This window comes from Stenotrophomonas sp. GD03794 (genome assembly GCF_029842145.1).
Lineage (GTDB): Bacteria > Pseudomonadota > Gammaproteobacteria > Xanthomonadales > Xanthomonadaceae > Stenotrophomonas > Stenotrophomonas riyadhensis.
The window spans coordinates 1-22682 of the sequence record NZ_JAOCFV010000070.1; the positions used below are offsets into that span (position 1 = coordinate 1).

Below are 22682 nucleotides of genomic sequence, written 5' to 3' on the forward strand. Positions count from 1 at the left end.
ATACCTCAGGCCTCGTAGGCGGACTCGCCGTGCGAAGTCACATCCAGGCCCGTGCGTTCCGCTTCCTCGGTCACGCGCAGGCCGACCACGCTGCGCACCACCAGCAGGATCAGCGTGGTCACCACCGCCGACCAGACCACGGTCAGGCCGACGCTGACCACCTGCACCCAGACCTGGTGGGCGATATCCAGATCGGCCTTGGTGCCGCCCAGCGACTGTGCACTGAACACACCAGTGAGAATCGCGCCGACGATGCCGCCGACACCATGCACACCGAACACGTCGGCGGTGTCGTCCACCTTCAGCAGGCGCTTCAAACCGGTCACGCCCCACACGCAGACCACGCCGGCGACGAAGCCGATGATGATCGCGCCGAGCGGGCCGACGGTGCCGCAGGCCGGGGTGATGCCGACCAGGCCGGCCACCGCGCCCGAGGCTGCGCCCAGTGCCGACGGCTTGCCCTTGCTGATTGCTTCCACCAGCGTCCAGCCGAGCACCGCTGCGGCAGTCGCCAGCACGGTATTGAGGAAGGCCAGCGAGGCGACGGTATCGGCAGCGGCGGCGGAGCCCGCGTTGAAGCCGAACCAGCCGACCCACAGCAGCATCGCGCCGATATAGGTGAACGGCACGTTGTGCGGCTTCAGCGCGGTCTGGCCATAGCCCAGGCGCTTGCCGACGAACCATGCGGCCACCAGGCCAGCCACGCCCGCATTGATGTGGACCACGGTGCCACCGGCGAAGTCGATCGCGCCCAGTTCACCCAAATAGCCGCCGCCCCAGACGATGTGCGCCATCGGGATGTAGCTGAGAGTGAACCACAGCGCCGAGAACAGCAGCACCGCACGGAACTTGATGCGCTCGGCGAAGGCACCGACGATCAGCGCGGTGGTGATGCCGGCGAAGGTCGACTGGAAGGCGACGAACAGGTAATCCGGCAGGCCCTTGATCGGCGTGTTGCCCACCGAATCGGGGGTGAAGCCCTTGAGGAAGGCGAATTCGGTGAACGAGCCGAAGAACGGGTTGCCGGCGCTGAACACCGCGCTGTAGCCATAGGCCACCCACAGCAGCAGCACCAGCGAGAACACCACCAGGATCTGGCTGAGCACCGACAGCACGTTCTTCGAACGCACCAGGCCGCCGTAGAACAACGCCAGCCCCGGCACCACCATCAACAGCACCAGCAGGGTGGACGTCAGCATCCACGCCACGTCGCCGCGGTCATAGGCGGCGGCCGCTTCGGCCACGGCCGGTGCAGCGGCTGCCGCTGCAGGATCCTGCAGTGGTTCGACCGCCACGCTTTCGCTCGGCAGCGGCGACACCTGGACCTGCGCGTGGGCATTGCCCGGCCACGCACCGGCGGCCAGCGCGCTGAGCAGCATCAACAGGCACACGAAGTGGAACCGGGCTTGCCACCCGGTGAGAAGGCGCATCTTCATGGGGGAGTCTCCGGAAGGGGGTTACAGCGCGTCGGCACCGATTTCGCCGGTGCGGATGCGGATGACCTGTTCGACGGCGGTGACGAAGATCTTGCCGTCACCGATCTTGCCAGTGCCTGCCGACGACTGGATCGCTTCGATCACTGCGTCGGCACGCTCATCGGTGACCACGGTTTCGATCTTGATCTTGGGCAGGAAGTCGACGACGTACTCGGCGCCGCGATACAGCTCGGTGTGGCCCTTCTGGCGGCCGAAGCCTTTCACTTCGGTCACGGTGATGCCCGACACGCCTGCGTCGGACAGGGCCTCGCGGACCTCGTCGAGCTTGAACGGCCGGATGATGGCGGAGATCAGTTTCATGCGCATGTCCCGAGGGTGGATGGGGCCAGCGCGCCAGCGCGCGTTGGCATCAGGCAACCAGCGGCCATCAGGTTGATGGCCGTGGCTGTTGCACCGGACACGTACAGGGCCGGGACGGCCGTGCCTCTCTCATGCACGACCGACGCGGGAGGGAGGGCGGCCCTGGTCGCGTATCCGGTCTTTCTCTTGCCCCTGGATCAGGGATCCTTGGCGTGGGGCCAGAGCCCTTTCACGCATGAAAGGGATCCGACCCCGTGCAACAACCCCGATCTGACCGCGGCTCCCCAGCCGCGAGAACGGGAGCAATGGCGGTGGGTGGGAAGGGGAAGCCCACCGCCATCGCCACCGGTCAGCTGGCGTAGTACAGCTGGTATTCCAGCGGGTGGGTGGCCGCGCGGAACTTGGTCACTTCCTGCATCTTCAGCGCGATGTAGCCGTCGATGAAGTCATCGCTCATCACGCCGCCGGCCTTCAGGAACTCGCGGTCCTTGTCCAGTGCTTCCAGCGCCTGGTCCAGCGAGGAGCAGACCTGCGGGATCAGCTTCTCTTCTTCCGGCGGCAGGTCGTACAGGTCCTTGTCGCTCGGTGCGCCCGGGTCGATCTGGTTCTTGATGCCGTCCAGGCCGGCCATCATCAGCGCGGTGAAGGTGAGGTAGCCGGACTGGATCGGATCCGGGAAGCGCATCTCGATACGGCGCGCCTTCGGGTTGGAGACCCACGGAATGCGGCACGAGGCCGAGCGGTTGCGGGCCGAGTAGGCCAGCATCACCGGTGCTTCGTAGCCCGGCACCAGGCGCTTGTAGCTGTTGGTGCCCGAGTTGGCGAAGGCGTTGATGGCCTTGGCGTGCTTGAAGATGCCGCCGATGTACCACAGCGCCAGCTGGCTCAGGCCGCCGTAGCCGTCACCGGAGAACAGATTGGTGCCGCCCTTGGACAGCGACTGGTGCACGTGCATGCCGCTGCCGTTGTCGCCGACGATCGGCTTGGGCATGAAGGTGACGGTCTTGCCGTTGCGGTGCGCGACGTTCTTGATCACGTACTTCATGCGCAGCAGTTCGTCGGCCTTCTGCACCAGGGTGCTGAACTTGGTGCCGATCTCGCACTGGCCGGCGGTGGCCACTTCGTGGTGCTGCACTTCCACTTCGATGCCGACCTGTTCCAGGGTCTTGCACATCTCGGCGCGCAGGTCGTGCAGGGTATCGGTCGGCGGCACCGGGAAGTAGCCGCCCTTCACGCCCGGACGATAGCCGCTGTTGGCGCCGTCGTACTTGGCGCCGCTGTTCCACGCCGCTTCTTCCGAGTCGACCTGGAAGAAGGTGTGGCCCATTTCATTGGCGAAGCGGACCGAGTCGAAGATGAAGAATTCCGGCTCCGGGCCGAAGAACGCGGTTTCGGCGATGCCGGAGGACTTCAGGTAGGCCTCGGCGCGCTTGGCGATGCCGCGCGGGCAACGGCCGTACGGCTGCATGGTGGCCGGATCGAGGATGTCGCAGCTGATCACGATGGTCGGATCGGCGTAGAACGGATCGACGTAGGCGCTGGCGGTATCCGGCAGCAGCACCATGTCCGATTCGGCGATGCCCTTCCAGCCGGCGATCGAGCTGCCATCAAACATCTTGCCTTCTTCGAACAGCGACGGCTCGACGATGCTGACCGGGAAGGTCACGTGCTGCTCGACACCACGCATGTCGACGAAGCGCAGGTCGACGAACTCGATCTGGTTGTCCTTGATCAGCTTTTCTACGTTTTCCACGGACATCGGTACGACCTCGGATGGGGATGAATGCCTGCTGAGGTACAGCAACGACCGTGCCAACTTTTTGCGGCCCGCAAGTCATTGATTTCAAAAAGGGCGCCCCGGACCGGTGCAAATCAGTGCGCACCAATCAGGTGCACCCATCACCCGACGCACCCGTTTGGTGCAGCAGGGATCGTCTATCCTCTCGACCTTCTTCCTTCCTGCCGCGCGTGCCCGCACCGTCCATGTCCGACCTGCTCTCCGCCCTGCTGCTGGGCATCCTCGAAGGCTTGACCGAATTCCTGCCGATCTCCAGTACCGGCCACCTGCTCATCGCCCAGCACTGGCTGGGTGCCCGCTCGGACTTCTTCAACATCGTCATCCAGGCCGGCGCGATCGTGGCGGTGGTGCTGGTGTTCCGCCAGCGCCTGCTGCAGCTGGCCACCGGCTTCGGGCAGCGCGAGAACCGCGAGTACGTGTTCAAACTGGGCGCCGCTTTCCTGGTCACCGCCGTGGTCGGCCTGGTGGTGCGCAAGGCGGGCTGGTCGCTGCCGGAGACGGTCAGCCCGGTGGCCTGGGCGCTGATCATCGGTGGCGTCTGGATGCTGCTGGTGGAGGCCTACACCGCGCGCCTGCCCGACCGCGACCAGGTGACCTGGACAGTGGCGATCGGCGTCGGCCTGGCGCAGGTGGTGGCCGGCGTGTTCCCCGGCACTTCGCGCTCGGCCTCGGCGATCTTCCTGGCCATGCTGCTGGGCCTGAGCCGCCGCGCCGCCGCCGCCGAGTTCGTGTTCCTGGTCGGCATTCCCACCATGTTCGCCGCCAGCGCCTACACCTTCCTGGAAATGGCCAAGGCCGGGCAGCTGGGCAGCGAGAACTGGACCGACGTGGGCGTGGCCTTCCTTGCCGCGGCCGTCACCGGCTTCGTCGTAGTGAAGTGGCTGATGGGCTACATCAAGTCGCACAGGTTCACCGCCTTCGCCATTTACCGCATCGCGCTGGGCGCGGCGCTGCTGCTGTGGTTGCCCTCCGGCAGCTGAACAGCGCCGGGGCACGGCAACCCCATTGCCGGCCCCACCCCGTTTCCCCCACGGTTCCCCAAGGAGAATCACCATGAACCGCAAGCTCACCCTGCTCCTCCCGCTGGCCCTGCTGGCCGCCTGCAGCCAGACCCCGGCCCCGGCCGGCAACGGCGGCGACGATGTGGCCCCGGCCGCGGCCAAGGCAGCAGACCAGCAGACGCTGGCGCACCTGGATGCGCAGCGCCTGCAGAGCCAGCACTGGCTGCTGCAGCAGGCCACCGGCGCCGACGGCAAGCGTATCGACGCGCTGTTCGCCCGCGAGGACAAGCCGGTCACCCTGAACTTCGCTGATGGCCGCCTGTCGGTCAGCAACGCCTGCAACCACATGGGTGGCGGCTACACCCTGGCCGACGGCAAGCTGACGGTCAGTGCGATGGCCTCGACCCTGATGGCCTGCACCGACAAGGCGCTGATGGCGCTGGACGAGGCCGTGTCGAGCCGCCTGCAGGGCGAGCTGAAGGCCGAGCAGGATGCCGATGGCAAGCTGACCCTGACCACCGCCAAGGGCGACGTGCTGGTGTTCAACCCGGAACCGACCGCTGAAACCCGCTACGGCGGCGCCGGCGAAACCGTGTTCCTGGAAGTGGCCGCCAAGACCGAGAAGTGCTCGCACCCGCTGATCCCGGACTACCAGTGCCTGCAGGTGCGTGAAGTGAAGTTCGACGACAAGGGCCTGAAGCAGGGTGAGCCGGGCAAGTTCGAGAACTTCTACGGCAACATCGAGGGTTACACCCACGAGGACGGCGTGCGCAACGTGGTGCGCGTGAAGCGCTACGACGTGAAGAACCCGCCGGCCGACGCGCCGTCGCAGGCGTACGTGCTGGACATGGTGGTCGAGTCGGCCATCGAGAAGAAGTAAGACGACAGAAGGGCGGCCGAAAGGCCGCCCTTCTTCGTTGTGTAGAGTCGAGCATGGCTCGACTCTGCCGAAGCAAAGCCGGTCAGCGGCCGGCTCTACCAGGAGGACGCGAACCCGCGTGCTAGCCTTGCGGCGATGAAGATTCTCGCCATCTCCGGCAGCGTGCGCCGGCAATCGACCAACACGGCGCTGCTGCGGGCGTTGCAGGCCATCGCACCGACGGGCATGGAGCTGGAGGTCTACACCGGCATTGGCGATCTGCCCGTGTTCTCGCCCGACCTCGAAGGCACCGATGAGCCGGGCAGCGTCACCGACTTCAAGGCGGCGATCGCGCAGAGCGACGGCGTGCTGGTGTGCAGCCCGGAATACGTGCGCGGCATTCCCGGCGGGCTGAAGAACGCCATCGACTGGCTGGTCTCCGGTGACCAGATCGTGGGCCGGCCGATCGCGCTGGTGCACGCCTCGCATCGTGGCGAGGACATGCTGCAGGCGCTGCGCGCGGTGCTGTCGACGGTGAGTGCGGCGTTCAATGCCGGACTGTTCCTGCGCGTGCCGGTGCTGGGGCTGGAGCCGCAGCAGGTGGCGGATGTGCTGCGTTCGCAGGCGCATCGCGCCGAGGCCGATGCGTTTCTGGCGGGGTTTGCGGGGTATTGCCGTTCGTCTTTGTAGCGTCGAGCATGGCTCGACTCTACAGAAGCAACGCCGACCAGCGGCCGGCGCTACCGGGTTGCGGTTACAGCGCGGGGTTCAGCGTGTAGGTGCCATGCAGGGTGGCTTCGGCCAGGACGTGGCCGTGCGACGCGCGGTAGGCATCGGCGGCGGTGAAGCGTGCCGGAAGCTCCAGCGTCGCCACGTCCAGCGCGAACACGCGGAAGAAATAGCGGTGCACGCGCTCGTCGTTGAACGGCGGATACGGGCCGTCGTAGCCCAGGTAATCACCGGCCATGTCCGGGTTGCCGGCAAACCAGCCGGTGAAGTCGTTCAGGCCCTGGCGGCTGCCGGCCGGACCCGCAGGCGCGGGCTTGCCCTTCACCACGAAGCCATCGCTGCAGCTGCCGGCGGCGATCTCCTGCACCGAGGCCGGGATATCGGCCATCACCCAGTGCACGAAATCGCAGCGCGGCTGGTCGCGCGGTACGGTCATGTCGGTACGGCCCACTGTCTCTGGCACGGTCGGCACATCCGGGTCCACGCACACCAGCAGGAACGAGCGGGTGCCATCGGGCACGCTGCTCCATGCCAGGTGCGGGTTGCGGTCCGGGGCGAAGCCGGCGGCATCGCCGGCGGCAAACTCACGGTCGATCGGTGCGCCGTTGGTCAGGCTGTTGCTGCTCAGCTGCATTGCACTCTCCTCATTCTTCCGGGTAGCCCAGGCGCACCGCAACCGGGGTGAGCTGGGCGAAGGCGGCGCTCATCACGTCGCGGTAGTTGCGCCAATGGCCCGGCGGGAAGCGCGGTGCGCCCAGCTGTGCAGCCGGCGGCATCGGCCGCTCGAACAGGCGGCCCAGCAGTTCGGCCATCGCGTGCGGATCGTTGCCGATCTGATCGATGCGCAGCAGCACGTGCGGGTACAGGTCTTCCTCGTGCAGCGTGGCGATCTGGGTCAGTGCGCGCGTCAGCCATTCGCCGGCTTCGGCCAGCGAGGTCATCGCCAGCGGTGCGGCGGCACCGTAGGCCACCCAGTCCAGCAGCATGTCGCGCGGATCACGCAGCACCAGCAGCAGGCGCCCCTGCGGCAGTTGCGGGCGCAGCGCCCACAGCAGGGCGTTGTCCCACCACAGCAGCCAGTCGATCACGGTGTCGCTCTGCAAGCCGCGCGCCGGCAGCTGCTCGCGCCAGCGCTGCACCAGCCGCTCCGGGGTCAGTACGCCCGAGGCCAGGTCCTGCAGCGTGTGGTAATTCTGGAACGCATCATCGGGCGCTTGGTTGGTGTAGCGATCACTGCGCAGCACCGGGCTGGCAGCGGCCAGGCCAGTCGCCACGCGTTCCACGCCCGAACCCGGCGCACCCCACAGGAAGATCGGCGCAGAGCTGGCGTCGCCCTCGATGCTGCCCTTGTCAGGCCAGCTCGGCGGCGACTTGGCCTGCGGCGGCAATGGCAGGCGCTGTGGCGCCTGGTCAGCCTGCAGCGCCAGCCACGTCTGCAGCGCCTGTTCCGGTTGGCCAGCGCGATCCTGGATTTCACCCAGCCAGGTACGCAGGTCGGCACGATGAGCTTCCGGCGCCATCTCAATCAACGCCTGCACGCGGGCAACTGCTGCAGCCGGATCACGCTGCAGCAGGCCTTCGACCAGGCGGGTCTCACCACTCACGCGCCCCGGCTCGAGGCTGACGATGCGCTCGGCGATGGCTTCAGCCTGCTCGCGCTCGCCCACCATGTCATGCAGGCGCAGGCGTGCTTCCAGTGCCGGCAGGTGGCCCGGCATGGCGTCCATCCAGCGTTCGACCGTCGCCGCGGCGGTGGGGCTGCCCACTTCTTCCACCGACAGGCGCGCCAGCCACAGATCGTGCAGCTGCGGATGCTGCTCCAGGGCGGCGTCAAGGCGCGCGCGCGCCTCGTCTTCGCGGCCCAGGCGCTGCCAGGACATCAGCAGCAGCTGCAGCACCTGGCGGTCATCGGGGATCGATTCCAGCAGCGGCAGCAGGTGGTCCAGCGCCTGCAGCGGCTGGCCGCCGCGCAGCGCCAGTTCACCGGCCAGGCGACGCATCGACGGTGTATCCATGCCTTCCTGCTGCAGAGCGATCTGCATCGCTTCGGCAGCCGCCTCCACGTTGCCCTGGCGCAGCGCCAGCTGCACCACCAGGCCATGCAGCGAGCTGATGGCCGGGTTCAGTTCCAGCACGCGGCGGAACGCCTGCTCGGCGAACGCCAGCATGTCCTTGCCCAGGTAGGCGAAGCCCAGTGCATAGAGCACGCGGGTGTCATTCGGCTGCGCCTGGTTGGCGGCCGACAACAGCGTCAGCGCGCGGTCCGGGTCGTCGCGGCGCAGCGCGATCATGCCGTCGATGGTCAGCAGTTCGGGGTGGTCCGGCTCAACGCGCGAGGCCAGCGTGGACAGGCGCTGGGCTTCATCGAAGTCGTTGCGGCCGATCGCCAGGTGGGCCTGCATCAGGTAGGCGGAGAAGGAGTTCGGGTCGAGCCCGGTGGTGCGTGCCAGCGCTTCGTCAGCGCCCTGGTACTGGCGCAGGGCGAGCAGCAGGCCAGCGTGCTGCAGGTGCAGCTGGGCATCATCGGGGGCCAGCTGCAACGCTTGCTGCAGCGCCTCCATCGCGTCCTCGGCCTTGCCCTGCTGCTGCAGCGCAAGCGCCAGCCAGCGGTGGGCGTCGGCCAGGCCGGGTTCGTCACGGGTCCACGCCTGGGCCAGCTGCACGGCCTGGTCGGCCTGGTTCTGGCGCAACGCTTGGATGATCTGGTCTTGCATGGCAGTCCGCTTCAAGTGCAAACCCGCATTGTAGCGGGCTGCGCGCCGCTGCCGGTTCAGGCCTGCAGGACACGCTGCAGGCGTTGCGCAACCCAGCGCTCGGAGAAGCCGTCGCCCCGCCAGTTCTCGATGAATCCGCAGTGGCCGCCCCAACACGCGGTTTCCAGGCGCGCCTGGCGCGGCAGCTGCCAGTCACTGAAGGTCGCGTACGGAATCACCGGGTCATCCTGCGCCATCAGGATGTCGGCCGGCACCTGCAGGGTGGACAGGCGGTCGCCGGCAATCGAGTAGCCATCGAAATAGGCCTGCAGTGAGCCGAAGCTGGTGTGGCGCTCGACCAGCCATGCCGTCAGCGCGCGGATGTCCAGCTTCAGCACGCGGTCGTCGCAGTCGCTCAGCTCGGGGAACAGGTCGCGCTTGCGGCGCAGCGAACCGGCCCATTTGCGGCGGAAGTACCAGTCGTACATCGCCGGGCCGTTCTCGATGCTGTCCATCGTCAGCGCCGGGTCCAGCACTGGGCATACGGACGCCACCCGCAGCAGCGGTACGCCAGCGGCCGGCGCGCGCAGGGCCAGCCGCAGCACGAAGTTGCCGCCCAGCGAATAACCGGCGGCCACCAGCGGCAGCTGCGGCCAGCGCTGGGCGATATCGCCGGCGGCATGCACCACTTCGTCGATCAGGTTGGAATGGAAGATGCCGGGGTTGAGATGATGGGTGTTGCCGTGGTCGCGGAAGTTCAGGCGCACCACGTCGAAGCCCTGTTCCAGCATGCGCGCGGCCGCCATGCGCATGTAGCTGGATTCGGCACTGCCTTCCCAGCCATGCAGCAGCAGGGCCATGCCTTTCGGTTCGCGGCCTTCGACATGGCTGTGCCAGCCCTGCAGGCGCACGCCGTCGCCGCCATCGAGGATCAGCTCCTCGCTGACCGCACCCGTGGCGGCCAGCAGCAGCAGGCCACGCTGCAGGCGCATGCGGCTGGAACTGAGCATCGACTGCAGGTGCGGATTGCGCAGCCAGCGCGGCGGCTGATAGTCAGCCGCGTGCAGCGTCGGCGTACCGGCGTCCAGGAGAGGTGGCGGGATCAGGGCCACCGCACCCTCACTGCGTGCTCATGGCCGCCACGATGCGCGCGCGCGAGGTTTCCGCGATGCGCCGACGGCCTTCCAGGTCCTGGGCACCGATCGGCGCCAGGAAGTGCACTTCCGCACGTCGCGCCGGCTCACCGAGCAGGCGCAGGAAATTGGCGAAGAAACTCTCGCCCGGACCGAATGCGACGATGGTCTGCGCATTGCCATGCACGCCATACACCAGTGCCACCGGCTGCACCGGAACACCGGTTTCGACCGCGGCCTGGAAGATGCGGGCATGGAACGGCCCCACTTCGTGGCCACCGCGGGTGCGGCCCTCGGGGAACACGCCGACGGCTCTGCCGGCACGCAGGCGATCGGCCATCACCTGCATCACGCCACCCAGCGATTCGGTATTGCCGCGCTGGTGGAAGATGGTCTGCCCGCGCGCAGCGAGCCAACCGACCAGTGGCCAGCTGGCGATTTCGCGCTTGGCGACGAAACCCATCATGCGCTGGCTGTGCAGGATGCAGATATCCACCCAGCTGACATGGTTGGCGACGAACAGCACGGCGCCGGGCAGCGGCTTGCCGATCTGCACCAGGCGGAAGCCGAAGATCCACATCAGCCCACCCTGCCACCAGTTCACCACCTTGGCGCCGAAGGTCGCTTCGCCCACGCGCAGTTCGCCCCACGGCGGAAGCATGCCGATCAGGATGAGCGGCAGGAACACGGTGATGTGGACCAACAGCAGCGGTACGCGGTACAGGTAACGGCACACACGCGCCACGCCGCCGCGGGGGGCCGGAGTGGGGGAAGTCATCCGCGCACGATACCGGAGGGCCGTCATCGCTGCCAGCCGATTTAGGCCATAAGACCGATCGACCGGGGCAATCGATGGGGAACGCTGGGTTCTGCCACCGTCAACGAGCCTCCAGGGGCTCAGCCGTGGCCGGCCGCCACCACGGCCAGGGTCAGCCGCGAGATGCATACCAGCCGGCCCTGCTCATCCTCGATACGGATCTCCCACAGCTGGGTGCTGCGGCCCACGTGCAGCGCGCGGGCAGTACCGGTGACCGTGCCCGAGCGTACTGCGCGTACGTGATTGGCGTTGATTTCCAGGCCCACGCAGATCTGCTTGGCCGTATCCACGCACAGGTTTCCGGCACTGCTGCCCAGGGTCTCGGCCAGCACCACCGAGGCACCGCCATGCAGGATGCCGTACGGCTGGCGGGTGCGCTCATCCACCGGCATGGTGGCCTGCAGCCAGTCCTCGCCCGCAGCGCTGAAGACGATGCCCAGGGATTCAATCGCCGTGTTGCGGCTGAGCGCGTTGAGCTGCTCGATGGAAACGGCTTCGCGGAATACCTGGGTCATGCGGGCACCTTCAGAGGATGGGAACGAGGCCGGCGCCGAATGCAGTCAGCATGCGCACCAGCAGCCACTTCGGGCCGACGTTGACTTCGGGGAAGTCGCCGACGGCGACGTAGCAGTTGTGGAACGCCGGGTCCTGCCGGGGCAGCGGCTGCGGACAGTCGGGGCCCGGCTTGAATTCGTAGTCGGTGGCGTAACGCCACGGCCAGAAGTCGAGGATCGGCAACGCTTCGGAGGCCTTGCCGACACTGTAGTTCAGGCCCGACAGCACCGGCGGCTTGGCCCGCGGCGCCACCGTCCACGAGTTCTGCGGATGGGTATCGCGCAGGATGCTCTCGGCCAGCTGCTCGGCAAACACCGGGTCGTCGATGATCACCGCGCCTTCGGTGTTGTAGTTCTCGCTGCGCGGATCGAAGTTGTGGGTGCCGACCACGCCGATGCGGCGATCGACCACCAGCGACTTGGCATGCAGGCCCATGCGCGCGCCCTTGCGGGTGACCGGCAACGGCTTGTTGACCGCCTTGCTGCCGAGGAAGGACGGCCGCGTCTCGGTGCGCAGCAGGCGCGTTTCCACCTCGCTGCCGGCGGCACGGCGACGTTCGCGCGCGTTCTGGTAGGCACTACCGGTACGCGGATGATTCACCGGCACCTGCTTGCGGGGCGCGGCCAGATCTCCGTCGCTGCCACCACCGGCATTGCTGCCGGCGGCGCTGCCGCCGATCAGCGGATTGCGCCCGCCGTCGTCGTCGCCCTCGGGCGCAGCGATCGGGTCGGGCAGCAGGTTGCGGTAGTCGACCGGTGCATCCAGCGGGAACGGCTTGTATTCGAAGATGTTGAAGCCCAGTTCGCGCATGTTGCGCCGCTTGTACTTGTACGACAGCGCATACACGATCGGGTTGTCGGTGGCCGCCAGGCTGTTGCTGGACACCACCACGCGCGGTGGCTGCGGGCGCTTGCGCAGCTCGCGGAACAGTTTCTGTGCCGGCTTGGACAGCACCAGGTACGGCGTCTGCAGGATCACTTCCTTCTGCGCACCGGCAATGAGTGCATCCAGCTGCGGCTCGGTCACGTGCTGGCCGGCCAGCGGCGCATCGGCCTTCTCTCGGCGATGCTTGCGCGGCAGGTCGGCCACATAGCGCACCGAGGCCACCGGCAGCGCGGTGTCCACGAAGGAACGCGTGACGAACTCGGTATCGTTGGCTTCGGCGCTGACCCGCTGCACCCGTTCCGGGCGCCGGAAGGTGGCCGGTGGTAGCACCGGCACCCCTTCACGCAACAGCGTGCGGCCAACATCGTTCAGGCGTTCGGCCGGTACGCTGCGCTTGGCGCGCCAGAAGGCATCGAAGTTGGCCGCCATCGCCCGCGCCTCCGGCCCCGCAATCATGACGTCGCGGTCGCGGAAGTTGTATTCGCGGTCCCAGTCGTAATAGTCGTCCTGGTAGTTGCGGCCACCCACCACACCGATCGCATCGTCGATCACCAGCAGCTTGTTGTGCATGCGCTGGTTGAAGCGACGGAAGCAGCACAGCACGCTGCCGGCGTAGTCGAAGTAGTTCAGCCGGGCCTTGCCGAAGGTCGGGTTGTAGACCCGCAGCTGGAAGTTCTCGTGGGCACCGGACAATGCACCGAGGATCTGCAGGTCGGAGATCGCCGACAGCTGATCGATCAGCACCCGCACCTTCACCCCGCGCCGCGAGGCGGCCAGCAGTTCGTCGATGACCAGGCGGGCGCTGTCGTCCTTGTCGAAGATGTAGGTCTGCAGGTCGATGCTGCGGGTGGCACTGCGCAGCAGGTTCAGGCGTGCGACAAGGGCGCCCTCGCCCTCGTCCAGCAGGGTGGCGTAGTGGCGCGGCCGCCCGGGGGTGGATTCGGTGAACGCCCGGCCGGCCAGCGCCCGCAGCGGTGAATCCTGTGCGCAGCGGTCGGCGCGCTGGCAATCCACCTGGGTCGAGCGCGCCTGCACGGCGATCGCTTCGGCGCGGTCACGCTCGGCATGGGACAGCGATGCACAACCGCTGCCCAGCAACACGGTTGCCAGCGCCAGTACACGCAGCAGGAGGTTCACGGTTTCGGCGCCTCGCTCAGGCGCGCTCGCAATACGAAGGTCACTCGGTCACTCAAGGCAAGCTGCCAGCTGTCCATTCCATACCGGCCTCGCTGCACGGTACCGCGGCTGACGACGTCGCAATCATAGCCGGGTCGGGCGCACTCCGCTTTCTCGACCTTCAGTGTCTCGGGATGGCTGATCCCGCGCAGGGTCAGCCGCCCGTTGATGTCGCCCCCGTCTTCCACGGTCTCCGGCCAATACGGCAGCGAGTCGAACTCGACCACCGGGTGGCGGCCCGCGTCGAAGAACTCCTCGCCGCGCATCCAGCCGGTGTAGCGCGCCTTGCCGGGGATCTCGACCGAGCGCGTGAACATCTTCAGGTGCACCTGGTGACGGCCATCGGAGAGGATCTCGATGCGGCCTTCGAAGTGTGGGAACAGGCCTTCGATGCGCTGCCCGAAGCGGGTGCGCACCTCGAATCCGATCTGCGAGCGTTGGGTATCCAGGCGCAGGACCCGATGCGCTTCGGCGACCACCGGCGGCAAGGGCGTTGGCGGTGGCGCCGCAGCCCAGGCCGGTCCGAATGCCAGCAGCACGGGCAGCAGGAAGCGGCTGCGCCGCGCCAGGCTCATTGGATCACGGCCACCAGAACGCGTTCAGGCTGGCCACACCCGGCTCGATCGAGGCCTCGCGCGGGAAGCCGAGCACAGCGATGCCGGCCGGCGGCATGCCGCGGTAGTCGCTGCTGGTGCCCTCGGTCATCAGCGCCACCAGGCGCTCCAGGCCCGGGTTGTGGCCGACGACCAGCACCCGGTCGAGGTCACGGCGGTCGTCCACCAGCGCCGCCAGGGTGCCGGGGGTGGCCTCATAGATACGGTCTTCCAGGCGCTTCTCCACGTAGCCGATGGTGCCGAGCACGGCCTCCAGGGTCTCGCGGGTGCGCCGTGCCGGCGAGCACAGCACGCAGTCCGGCAGCAGGTTGTTTTCCTTCAGCCACTTGCCGGCGGCTTCGGCTTCGGCCAGGCCTACCGGCGACAACGGCCGGTCGAGGTCGGCCTGGCCGGGGGTGGCCGGTTCGGCATGGGCATGGCGCAGCAGGATCAGTTCACGCATCGCGGGTTTCCATGAAGAAGAGGATGCAGCAGAAAGAGTGAGGCAGGCATCAAAGCTTGAGCCAGGACAGCAACGGTTCCCAGTCGGCCTGGTGTTCGCGTACCTGGGCGGAGCGGTAATCGAACAGGCTGCGGCCCAGGCCGGTCATGACCACGTAGCTCTGGCTGTCGCGCAGCTGCGCGACCACCGGGTACGGCCATTCGGCCAGCATCTGCAGCGCCTGCTGCGAGGTCTGGGTCCAGGGCTTGGTGCGGTTCAGGACCAGCCCCACCGGCAGCTTGCGGCTGTGCACGCGCGGGTTCTGGGCCAGGCTGTTGAGGAAGCCGACGATGGCTTCGATATCCAGCGCCGACGGCAGCACCGGCACCACCACCGCGTCGGCAGCGTCAAGGAAATGGGGGATATCGTCGGCCAACGCACCGGCGGGTGCGTCGATGATGACGGTGTCGGTGCCGTCGGGCAGCTTCTGCGCCCACTGCTTCTTCCGGTACACGTCGATGGGGAGCACCGCGCTTTCCAGCCCGGCACGCCGTTGCGCCCAGCGGGTGCTGGAGCCCTGCGGGTCGGCATCGGCAATCACCGTGGCCTTGCCCTGCAATGCCGCGTACGCGGCCAGGTGGGTGGCGACGGTGGTCTTGCCCACCCCGCCCTTGGAACCGGCCACCAGGATCGTCTTCATGCCAGCCTCGCTTCCGGGTACGTGCCCCGAGCGTACACCGGCGGTGGTGACGGGAGGTAGCACCGTGCTGAACCTGTGGCCATCGCCTTTGCTATCGTGGCGCCCCCGAAGGATCGAACCGGCATGAGCGAACTGCAGGACCTGAGCGCACTGATCCGCGCCAATACCCCCCTGATCGTGATCGAGACCCAGGACGAGGGTCGCATCGTCGAGCTGTTCCGGCAGACGCTGATGCACGTGTGGCGGGCGCTGCACCGCTGGTCGATCACCGAGGGCCTGCGCCGCATCGACCTGGACAGCGAGGACCCGCCGGTCGGGCCACCCGATGCCAGCGCGGCCCTGCAGATGATCCGCCAGGCCGACCAGCGCGGCGTCTACCTGCTGCTCGATTTCCATCCCTACCTGGGCTATGCAAGCCACCAGCGCGCCCTTCGCGACCTGATCCAGCGCCGCCACAGCGAGCCGCATGTGCTGGTGCTGATCGGTGCCAAGGTGGAGCTGCCGGCCGAGCTGGAAGCGCTGGCGGTGCGCTTCAACCCGCGCCTGCCCGATGCCAATGCCCTGCTGAAGATGCTGCGCGAGGAGGCCGACGCCTATGCGCGCGAGCATGGCGGCCGACGGGTGGAAGTCGACAGCGAGGCGGTGAAGAAGATCCTGAAGAACCTGCAGGGCCTGAGCCTGGTCGATGCCCGGCGCATCGCGCGCCAGCTGATCTACGCCGACGGCGCACTGCGCGACGACGACCTGCCGCAGCTGGCGCGGCTGAAGTTCGAGCTGCTCAACCGCAGCGGCCACCTGTTCTTCGAACATGACAGCGCGCGCTTCGGCGATGTGGCCGGCGCCAACCGGCTCAAGCGCTGGATCAACCAGCGGCGGGTCGCGTTCATCGCCGGCTCGGCGCCGGCCGGGCTGGATCCGCCGCGCGGCATGCTGTTGCTGGGTGTGCAGGGCTGCGGCAAGTCGATGCTGGCCAAGGCCACCGCCGCCGGCTTCGGCGTGCCCCTGCTGCGCCTGGACGTGGGCGCGCTGTACAACAAGTACCACGGCGAGACCGAAGCCAACCTGCGCCAGGCACTGGCCTCGGCCGAACAACTCGCGCCCTGCGTGCTGTGGATGGACGAGATCGAGAAGGGCCTGGCCAGCGGTGGCGAGGATGGCGGCGTGTCACGCCGCGTGCTCGGTTACCTGCTGACCTGGATGGCCGAACGCAAGGCGCCGGTGTTCATCGTCGCCACCGCCAACCAGGTGCACGAGCTGCCGGCCGAGCTGCTGCGCAAGGGCCGCTTCGACGAGATCTTCTTCGTTGACCTGCCTTCGCCCGACGTGCGCGTGGAACTGCTGCGGCTGCACCTGGGCCGGCGCCAGCTCAACGCCGACGACTTCGCACTGCCCGCGCTGGCGGCGGCGGCGAATGGCTTCTCCGGCGCCGAGATCGAGCAGGCGATCGTGGCTGGCCTGTATGCGGCACACGCCGAAGGCCGGCCGCTGGACACCGAGCTGCTGATGAACGAGATCCGCGCCACCCGACCGCTGTCGGTGCTGATGGCCGAGCAAGTGGAGGCACTGCGGGCGTGGGCGTCGGGGCGGACGGTGTCCGCGGACGACTGAGGGGTTTCCAGCGAACGGCGCAGCCCCTCGTGGCTGGTCGCTCAAAGCAACAGCCGTGGTTGGCCGGGTGGGTAGGCTGCGCAGGGGACGCTGCAAGTACGTCCATGTAAGCTCGGTCGCCGCATCCATGCGGCTCACGCCCCTGCGCAGCCTACCCACCCGGCCCCTGACAGTCTCCGGGGGCGATCAGCCACGTGGAAGAAAGAAGAAGAGCAAAAGCGCTTGGCCGGCCGCTCTTTGTAGAGCCGAGCCCACACTCGGCTGCTCTTCGATCAGATATCGAATAGTCGATTCCGTTACAGATTCATCCACGCATGGCGTGGATCTACCGTGTCGACCAAGGTCGACACCTACCAGCAGCAGGGAACTGTCGGAGGCGGGGCGGTGTGGGTTGGCAGGACCGTTGGCGCCATGGATGGCGCCATCGAGCCCCCATGGACGGGTTTACGGCGTGTCCTGCCAACCCACACCGCCCCGCCATCCCACAGATTGCCCGCTGTTGCTGTTGCTGTTGCTTTGGCTTTGGCTGTTGCCTCTGCGGGTGCCGGGTGCAACCCGGCCGAACCCCTTCCCTCAGGGCCAGGCAGGCGGTGCGGCCGCCCAGGCCTGCTGCACCTCGGCCAGCGACGCGCGCTCATCCTCGCGCCATTGCGGCAGCAACTGCGCATGGTGGGCACTGGTGCTCCACTGCGTCGGCTCGGTACGCACCGCAGCCGCATACCACTGCACCGCCTCCTGCTTCTGTCCCAGCCGCCACAGCGCCAATGCATAAGTCGGTGGCACCCAGCTCGGCTTCGTGCGCGCATTGCCGGCCGAGGCCAGCCACTGTTCCAGCGCCGCCTCCGGCTTGCCCTGGCGCAGCAGGTCCCAACCGTAGTTCCAGCGCACGCTGCGGCCACTGCTGCTCTGTGCCGGTGCCTCTTTCATGGCCTCGCCATACAGCTGCTCGGCCAGCTCGCCACGGCCCTGCGCGCCGGCCACCGATGCCAGCTGCACCGTCGCTTCCACCGCACGCCGGCCGCGTTCACGCAGCTTGACCAGCTGCGCCACCAGATCATCGCCCTCGCCCTGCACCGCCACCATCGGCGTGGCGGCCGGATCGTTGTCGAAGTAGAACTCCTGTGGTGCCGGCACGGCCGGCGCAGCCCACACCGTGGCCGCTCCCGAGGCCAGCAGCACGCTGGCCAGGATCTTTCCTGGAACTGACATCCCTTCTCCCCAGGCCGCAACTGCAGCCTCCCTCTCTCTCCCCGATCCTAACCCCAGCACCGCCGCGGGCGCGAGTGCCGGGGCCTCGCGGCCCCGCTGCTACAATTCGCGCCTTTCCCGCCGCGTGCCTGCACGCGGCCGGTGCCAGCCGATCCTACCGGGCCAGCCATGACCAGTACCGCGCAACTCACTTCGCCCTCTTCCGCCGACCTGCTCGACCGTGATTACACGCTCGACCACAAGTACACCCGCAGCGAGGGGCGGATCTACCTGAGTGGCGTGCAGGCGCTGGTGCGGCTGCCATTGATGCAGCGGCTGCGCGACGCGCACGAAGGCATCGACAGCGCCGGCTTCGTCAGCGGCTACCGTGGCAGCCCGCTGGGTGGCTTCGACCTGGAGCTGTGGCGCGCGCGCAAGCATCTTGAAGCCGCCAAGGTGAAGTTCACCCCGGGCCTGAACGAGGACCTGGGCGCCACCATGGTGTGGGGCACCCAGCAGACCAACCTGTTCCCTGGCGCCAACGTGCAGGGCGTGTTCGGCATGTGGTACGGCAAGGGCCCGGGCGTGGACCGCTGCGGCGACGTGTTCAAGCATGCCAATGCCGCCGGTACCTCGCGTTACGGCGGCGTGCTGGCGCTGGCCGCCGACGACCATGCCTGCCGCAGCTCGACGCTGCCGCACGGCAGCGAGGACGAATTCGTCAGCGCGATGATGCCGGTGCTGAACCCGGCCGGCGTGCAGGACATCCTCGACATGGGCCTGCTCGGCTGGGCGATGAGCCGCTATACCGGCCGCTGGGTCGGCTTCAAGACCATTGCCGAAACGGTGGAGTCGTCGGCGTCGGTCGAGGTCGATCCGATGGCGCGCCGCATCGTGCTGCCGGAAGACTTCGAGATGCCGTCGGGTGGCCTCAACATCCGCTGGCCGGACCCGCCGCTGGACCAGGAAATGCGCCTGCACCGCTATGCGGTGAAGGCGGCGCAGGCATTCGCCCGCGCCAATGGCATCGACAAGGTGGTGATGGATGCGCCGCGCGCGCGGCTGGGCATCGTCACCACCGGCAAGAGCTACCTGGACGTGCTGCAGGCACTGGAATACCTGGGCCTGGATGAAGCCGCGTGCGCCGACATCGGCATCCGCGTGTACAAGGTCGGCATGACCTGGCCGCTGGAACCGCAGGGCATCGCGCGCTTCGCGCAGGGCCTGGAAGACATCATCGTGGTGGAGGAGAAGCGTGCCTTCATCGAGCGCCAGATGAAGGAACAGTTCTTCAACTGGCCGGCCAGCTGGGGCCAGCGCCCGTCGATCGTCGGCAAGTACGACGAGAGCGGCGAATGGATCCTGCCGTCCACCGGCGAACTGACCCCGGCCACCATCGCCGGCGTGATCGGCCGCCGCATCCAGAAGTTCTTCAACAACGAATCGATCGAGCAGCGCCTGCAGTGGATGCAGGAAAAGGAAGCCGAGCTTGCGCTGCCGCGCGCCAGCTTCCCGCGCGTACCGCACTACTGCTCGGGCTGCCCGCACAACACCTCCACCCAGGTGCCGGAAGGCTCGCGTGCGCTGGCCGGCATCGGTTGCCATTACATGGTGACCTGGATGGACCGCAGCACCGACACCTTCACCCACATGGGTGGCGAAGGCGTGACCTGGGCCGGGCAGGCGCCGTTCACCGACACCCCGCACGTGTTCCAGAACCTGGGCGACGGCACCTATTTCCACAGCGGCTCGCTGGCGATCCGCCAGGCAGTCGCCGCCGGCGTCAACATCACCTACAAGATCCTCTACAACGACGCGGTGGCGATGACCGGCGGCCAGCCGGTGGACGGCCCGCTGAGCGTGCCCGACATCGCAAAGCAGATGCGCGCCGAAGGCATCCACACCATCGTGGTGTTGTCGGACAACATCGGCAAGTGGACCGGCCAACGCGAGCACTTCCCCAGCGATGTCGAGTTCCACGACCGCAGCGAGCTGGACGAAGTGCAGAAGCGCCTGCGCGAAGTGAAGGGTGTTTCGATCCTGATCTACGAGCAGACCTGCGCCACCGAGAAGCGCCGCCGCCGCAAGCGCGGCAAGCTGGAAGACCCGCAGAAGCGGGTGATGATCAATTCGCTGGTCTGCGAAGGCTGCGGTGACTGCGGCAAGAAGAGCTTCTGCGTGTCGGTGCTGCCGAAGGAAACCGAGTTCGGGCGCAAGCGCGAGATCGACCAGTCCAACTGCAACAAGGACTATTCCTGCGTGAACGGCTTCTGCCCAAGCTTCGTCACCGTGCACGGCGGCCAGCCGCGCAAGGGCAGCAAGCGCGATGCCTCCACCCTGCTGGACAATCTGCCGGCGCCGACCCTCCGCGGCACGCTGGAACAGCCCTGGAACATCCTGATCACCGGTGTCGGCGGTACCGGCGTGGTGACCATCGGCGCGCTGCTGGGCATGGCCGGCCACCTGGAAGGCAAGGGCGCGACCGTGCTCGACCAGACCGGCCTGGCACAGAAGGGCGGCGCGGTGACCACGCACATCCGCATTGCCCGTCGCCCTGAAGACATCCACGCCGTGCGCATCGCCGCTGGCGAAGCCGACCTGGTGGTGGGCTGCGACATGGTGGTGGTCAACGACTACTGGGCGCTGTCGAAGGTGCGTGCCGGCCGTTCGCAGGTGGTGCTGAACACCTACGAAGCGATGCCCGGTACCTTCACCACCCGCCCGGACATGCAGTTCCCCGCCGCCGACATCGTGGCCGGTGTGCGCGTGGCACTGGGCGGCCAGGAACCGCTGCTGCTCGATGCCACCCAGCTGGCCACCGCGCTGCTCGGCGATGCGATCGCCGCCAACCTGTTCATCCTCGGCTACGCGTGGCAGCAGGGCCTGGTGCCGCTGTCGTTCGAGTCACTGATGCGCGCCATCGAGCTCAACGGCGCCGCCGTGGCGATGAACCAGCAGGCCTTCGCCTGGGGCCGCCTGGCCGTAGTCGATCCGCAGGCCGTGCAGCAGGCCGCCGGCCTGGTGCGCAACCGCCACACCGATACCGAATCCACCCCGGGCCCGCTGCATCCGCTGCCGCCGGGCGAGTGGGAAGGCAACGAATGGGGCGCCACCGCCGCACCGCGCAACACCGGCGACGAACGCGAACTGCGCGGCCTGCCTTCGCACAGTGGCGACGTGGCGTTCCTGCCGCTGGACGACGCCCGCCTGTCGCGCTCGCTGGATGAAATGATCGAACGCCGCGCCGCCTTCCTGGTCGAGTACCAGGACGACGCCTACGCCAACCGTTATCGCGGCCTGGTCGAGCGCGTGCGCGCCGCCGAAGCCGACCGCATCGGCGGTTCCACTGCGCTGACCGAGACGGTGGCCCGCTACCTGTTCAAGCTGATGGCGTACAAGGACGAGTACGAAGTGGCCCGCCTGTACACCAGCGGCGACTTCCAGCGCCGCCTGCAGCAGCAGTTCGAGGGCGATTACCAGCTGCGTTTCCACCTGGCACCGCCGCTGTTCGCCAAGAAGGACGAGCAGGGCCGGTTGCTGAAGAAGGAGTACGGCCCGTGGATGTTCAAGGCCTTCGGCCTGCTGGCCAGGCTGAAGTTCCTGCGCGGCGGCCGCTTCGACGTGTTCGGGCGCACCGCGGAGCGCCGCATGGAGCGCAAGCTGATCGGCGATTACGAGGCCACCGTGCAGCTGCTGCTGGACGGGCTGGATGACGACCGCCTGGCGCTGGCGGTGGAGATTGCCAGCGTCCCCGAGCACATCCGCGGCTTCGGCCACGTCAAGGAAGCGCATTTCGAGCAGGCCAAGGCGCGCGAAGCCGCCCTGCTGGCGCAGTGGCGCAATCCGAAGGCGCTGCACATCGTGCAGGTGGCTTGAAGGTAGTGCCGGCCGCTGGCCGGCATCCATCCAGGCAATCGGTTGCCGGCCAGCGGCCGGCACTACCGGCGGTTCAGCCCAACCGCCACAGCAGCAGCCGGTTGTTGGCTGGCATCGCCACATCACCCAGGCGGGTGAATCCGTGGTCGGCGGCCAGCGCCTGCACCGCTTCGCTATCGCGGATGCCGCTGCGCGGGTCGCGCGTCTTCAGCCAGACATCGAACTGCGCGTTGCTGTCGCTGGTGTAGCGGCCGCCGTAGTTGAACGGGCCGTACACCGCCAGCAGCGCACCATGCCGCAGCACCGATGGCAGCGCGGCGAACAGCGCCTGCACATGCTCCCAGCCCATGATGTGCAACGTGTTGGCACTGAATGCGGCGTCGAACGTGCTGCCCTGCGGCAGGCTCAGGCCGGGCGCCGGCGGCAGTTCCACCTGCAGCGGCATCGGCGCCAGCAGGTTCAGCAACGCCGCCTCCGCGCGCCAGGCCTCGATGCCGGGCAGATGGTCCGGATGATCGCTGGGCTGCCAGCGCAGCCAAGGCCAGCGCTCGGCGAAGAACGCCGCGTGCTGTCCGGTGCCGCTGCCGATCTCCAGCAGCCGGTGGCGGTCACCCATCCACGGGTCGAGTGCGGCGGCGATCGGTTCGCGGTTGCGCTCGCAGGCTTCTGAATACGGCTTGCTCGACATCAGGACGGTGTCCAGGCGGGGTCGGCCCCATTGTGCACGAGGGGGTGTTGCTCGGCAGGGCTGCGCCCTGCACCCGCCGAAGCCGAAGCGGGAGCCAGAGCAACGTCAAAAGCTGGCATTCCGTGGGATGGCAGGGTGGGTCCGG

19 protein-coding genes are annotated in these 22682 nt (G+C 67.8%); 5 read left to right on the forward strand and 14 right to left on the reverse strand.

Annotated features, from left to right (window positions below; all coding sequences use genetic code 11):
• Positions 1-5: 5 nt before the first annotated feature.
• The 3 genes from amt to glnA all read right to left on the reverse strand — a co-directional run bounded on the left by amt (position 6) and on the right by glnA (position 3555).
• Complete coding sequence (gene amt / locus N5D91_RS22200) at positions 6-1436, reverse strand: ammonium transporter (RefSeq protein WP_153856695.1); 1431 nt, start codon at positions 1434-1436, stop codon at positions 6-8.
• Between the two features lie 21 nt (positions 1437-1457).
• A complete protein-coding gene (locus N5D91_RS22205) occupies positions 1458-1796 on the reverse strand; it encodes a P-II family nitrogen regulator (RefSeq protein WP_004134334.1) in 339 nt (112 codons plus the stop codon).
• A gap of 349 nt (positions 1797-2145) precedes the next feature.
• On the reverse strand, positions 2146-3555 hold the full coding sequence (gene glnA / locus N5D91_RS22210) for a type I glutamate--ammonia ligase (RefSeq protein ID WP_004153533.1): 1410 nt from the start codon (positions 3553-3555) through the stop codon (positions 2146-2148).
• 224 nt (positions 3556-3779) lie between these two features.
• On the opposite strand from glnA, the gene N5D91_RS22215 reads away from it, so the two are divergent.
• From N5D91_RS22215 to N5D91_RS22225, 3 genes are all read left to right on the forward strand, one after another.
• On the forward strand, positions 3780-4574 hold the full coding sequence (locus N5D91_RS22215; protein ID WP_087921111.1) for an undecaprenyl-diphosphate phosphatase: 795 nt from the start codon (positions 3780-3782) through the stop codon (positions 4572-4574).
• Between the two features lie 73 nt (positions 4575-4647).
• Positions 4648-5475 (forward strand): META and DUF4377 domain-containing protein, encoded by an 828-nt coding sequence (locus tag N5D91_RS22220; protein ID WP_180855023.1) that lies wholly within the window; start codon positions 4648-4650, stop codon positions 5473-5475.
• Positions 5476-5610: 135 nt separating this feature from the next.
• A complete protein-coding gene (locus N5D91_RS22225; RefSeq protein WP_180855022.1) occupies positions 5611-6144 on the forward strand; it encodes an NADPH-dependent FMN reductase in 534 nt (177 codons plus the stop codon).
• A 64-nt stretch (positions 6145-6208) separates the two neighbouring features.
• On the opposite strand, the gene N5D91_RS22230 is transcribed toward N5D91_RS22225, so the two are convergent.
• From N5D91_RS22230 to N5D91_RS22270, 9 genes are all read right to left on the reverse strand, one after another.
• The gene (locus tag N5D91_RS22230) at positions 6209-6817 is read right to left on the reverse strand and encodes a YbhB/YbcL family Raf kinase inhibitor-like protein (protein ID WP_164162639.1); all 609 of its coding nucleotides are present in this window, start codon (positions 6815-6817) and stop codon (positions 6209-6211) included.
• Positions 6818-6827: 10 nt separating this feature from the next.
• The gene (locus N5D91_RS22235; RefSeq protein WP_180855021.1) at positions 6828-8897 is read right to left on the reverse strand and encodes a tetratricopeptide repeat protein; all 2070 of its coding nucleotides are present in this window, start codon (positions 8895-8897) and stop codon (positions 6828-6830) included.
• A gap of 56 nt (positions 8898-8953) precedes the next feature.
• Positions 8954-9943 (reverse strand): alpha/beta fold hydrolase, encoded by a 990-nt coding sequence (locus N5D91_RS22240; protein ID WP_180855027.1) that lies wholly within the window; start codon positions 9941-9943, stop codon positions 8954-8956.
• A 52-nt stretch (positions 9944-9995) separates the two neighbouring features.
• Complete coding sequence (locus N5D91_RS22245; protein ID WP_110710684.1) at positions 9996-10787, reverse strand: lysophospholipid acyltransferase family protein; 792 nt, start codon at positions 10785-10787, stop codon at positions 9996-9998.
• A gap of 119 nt (positions 10788-10906) precedes the next feature.
• Positions 10907-11341, reverse strand: a complete 435-nt coding sequence (locus tag N5D91_RS22250; RefSeq protein ID WP_010487227.1) for a hotdog fold thioesterase — start codon at positions 11339-11341, stop codon at positions 10907-10909.
• Positions 11342-11351: 10 nt separating this feature from the next.
• Positions 11352-13403, reverse strand: a complete 2052-nt coding sequence (locus N5D91_RS22255; protein WP_180855020.1) for a phospholipase D family protein — start codon at positions 13401-13403, stop codon at positions 11352-11354.
• Complete coding sequence (locus N5D91_RS22260; RefSeq protein WP_153856694.1) at positions 13400-14017, reverse strand: YceI family protein; 618 nt, start codon at positions 14015-14017, stop codon at positions 13400-13402. Before N5D91_RS22260 ends, N5D91_RS22255 begins: the two co-directional genes overlap by 4 nt.
• A gap of 4 nt (positions 14018-14021) precedes the next feature.
• Complete coding sequence (locus N5D91_RS22265; protein WP_110710681.1) at positions 14022-14498, reverse strand: histidine phosphatase family protein; 477 nt, start codon at positions 14496-14498, stop codon at positions 14022-14024.
• Positions 14499-14547: 49 nt separating this feature from the next.
• Complete coding sequence (locus tag N5D91_RS22270) at positions 14548-15177, reverse strand: ParA family protein (protein ID WP_005420986.1); 630 nt, start codon at positions 15175-15177, stop codon at positions 14548-14550.
• Positions 15178-15300: 123 nt separating this feature from the next.
• Here N5D91_RS22270 and N5D91_RS22275 point away from each other — a divergent pair, with 123 nt between their 5' ends.
• A complete protein-coding gene (locus N5D91_RS22275) occupies positions 15301-16785 on the forward strand; it encodes an AAA family ATPase (RefSeq protein ID WP_071228822.1) in 1485 nt (494 codons plus the stop codon).
• A 573-nt stretch (positions 16786-17358) separates the two neighbouring features.
• On the opposite strand, the gene N5D91_RS22280 is transcribed toward N5D91_RS22275, so the two are convergent.
• Positions 17359-17994: a tetratricopeptide repeat protein gene (locus N5D91_RS22280; protein ID WP_110710679.1), complete on the reverse strand. Its 636-nt coding sequence runs from the start codon at positions 17992-17994 to the stop codon at positions 17359-17361.
• A gap of 168 nt (positions 17995-18162) precedes the next feature.
• On the opposite strand from N5D91_RS22280, the gene N5D91_RS22285 reads away from it, so the two are divergent.
• Entirely contained in the window at positions 18163-21849 is a 3687-nt protein-coding gene (locus N5D91_RS22285) for an indolepyruvate ferredoxin oxidoreductase family protein (RefSeq protein WP_180855019.1), read from the forward strand.
• A 73-nt stretch (positions 21850-21922) separates the two neighbouring features.
• Here N5D91_RS22285 and N5D91_RS22290 read toward each other — a convergent pair whose 3' ends face one another.
• A complete protein-coding gene (locus N5D91_RS22290) occupies positions 21923-22537 on the reverse strand; it encodes a DUF938 domain-containing protein (protein ID WP_180846211.1) in 615 nt (204 codons plus the stop codon).
• Positions 22538-22682 lie beyond the last annotated feature (145 nt).

What these genes read in the sequence shown, in the direction of transcription:
- N5D91_RS22205 (WP_004134334.1), bottom strand. Translation starts at nt 1,796, where the DNA reads ATGAAACTGATCTCCGCCATCATCCGGCCGTTCAAGCTCGACGAGGTC.
- N5D91_RS22290 (WP_180846211.1), bottom strand. Translation starts at nt 22,537, where the DNA reads ATGTCGAGCAAGCCGTATTCAGAAGCCTGCGAGCGCAACCGCGAACCG.
- N5D91_RS22285 (WP_180855019.1), top strand. Translation starts at nt 18,163, where the DNA reads ATGACCAGTACCGCGCAACTCACTTCGCCCTCTTCCGCCGACCTGCTC.
- N5D91_RS22220 (WP_180855023.1), top strand. Translation starts at nt 4,648, where the DNA reads ATGAACCGCAAGCTCACCCTGCTCCTCCCGCTGGCCCTGCTGGCCGCC.
- N5D91_RS22280 (WP_110710679.1), bottom strand. Translation starts at nt 17,994, where the DNA reads ATGTCAGTTCCAGGAAAGATCCTGGCCAGCGTGCTGCTGGCCTCGGGA.
- N5D91_RS22245 (WP_110710684.1), bottom strand. Translation starts at nt 10,787, where the DNA reads ATGACTTCCCCCACTCCGGCCCCCCGCGGCGGCGTGGCGCGTGTGTGC.
- N5D91_RS22230 (WP_164162639.1), bottom strand. Translation starts at nt 6,817, where the DNA reads ATGCAGCTGAGCAGCAACAGCCTGACCAACGGCGCACCGATCGACCGT.
- N5D91_RS22275 (WP_071228822.1), top strand. Translation starts at nt 15,301, where the DNA reads ATGAGCGAACTGCAGGACCTGAGCGCACTGATCCGCGCCAATACCCCC.
- N5D91_RS22225 (WP_180855022.1), top strand. Translation starts at nt 5,611, where the DNA reads ATGAAGATTCTCGCCATCTCCGGCAGCGTGCGCCGGCAATCGACCAAC.
- N5D91_RS22270 (WP_005420986.1), bottom strand. Translation starts at nt 15,177, where the DNA reads ATGAAGACGATCCTGGTGGCCGGTTCCAAGGGCGGGGTGGGCAAGACC.
- N5D91_RS22235 (WP_180855021.1), bottom strand. Translation starts at nt 8,897, where the DNA reads ATGCAAGACCAGATCATCCAAGCGTTGCGCCAGAACCAGGCCGACCAG.
- N5D91_RS22265 (WP_110710681.1), bottom strand. Translation starts at nt 14,498, where the DNA reads ATGCGTGAACTGATCCTGCTGCGCCATGCCCATGCCGAACCGGCCACC.
- N5D91_RS22215 (WP_087921111.1), top strand. Translation starts at nt 3,780, where the DNA reads ATGTCCGACCTGCTCTCCGCCCTGCTGCTGGGCATCCTCGAAGGCTTG.
- amt (WP_153856695.1), bottom strand. Translation starts at nt 1,436, where the DNA reads ATGAAGATGCGCCTTCTCACCGGGTGGCAAGCCCGGTTCCACTTCGTG.
- N5D91_RS22260 (WP_153856694.1), bottom strand. Translation starts at nt 14,017, where the DNA reads ATGAGCCTGGCGCGGCGCAGCCGCTTCCTGCTGCCCGTGCTGCTGGCA.
- N5D91_RS22250 (WP_010487227.1), bottom strand. Translation starts at nt 11,341, where the DNA reads ATGACCCAGGTATTCCGCGAAGCCGTTTCCATCGAGCAGCTCAACGCG.
- glnA (WP_004153533.1), bottom strand. Translation starts at nt 3,555, where the DNA reads ATGTCCGTGGAAAACGTAGAAAAGCTGATCAAGGACAACCAGATCGAG.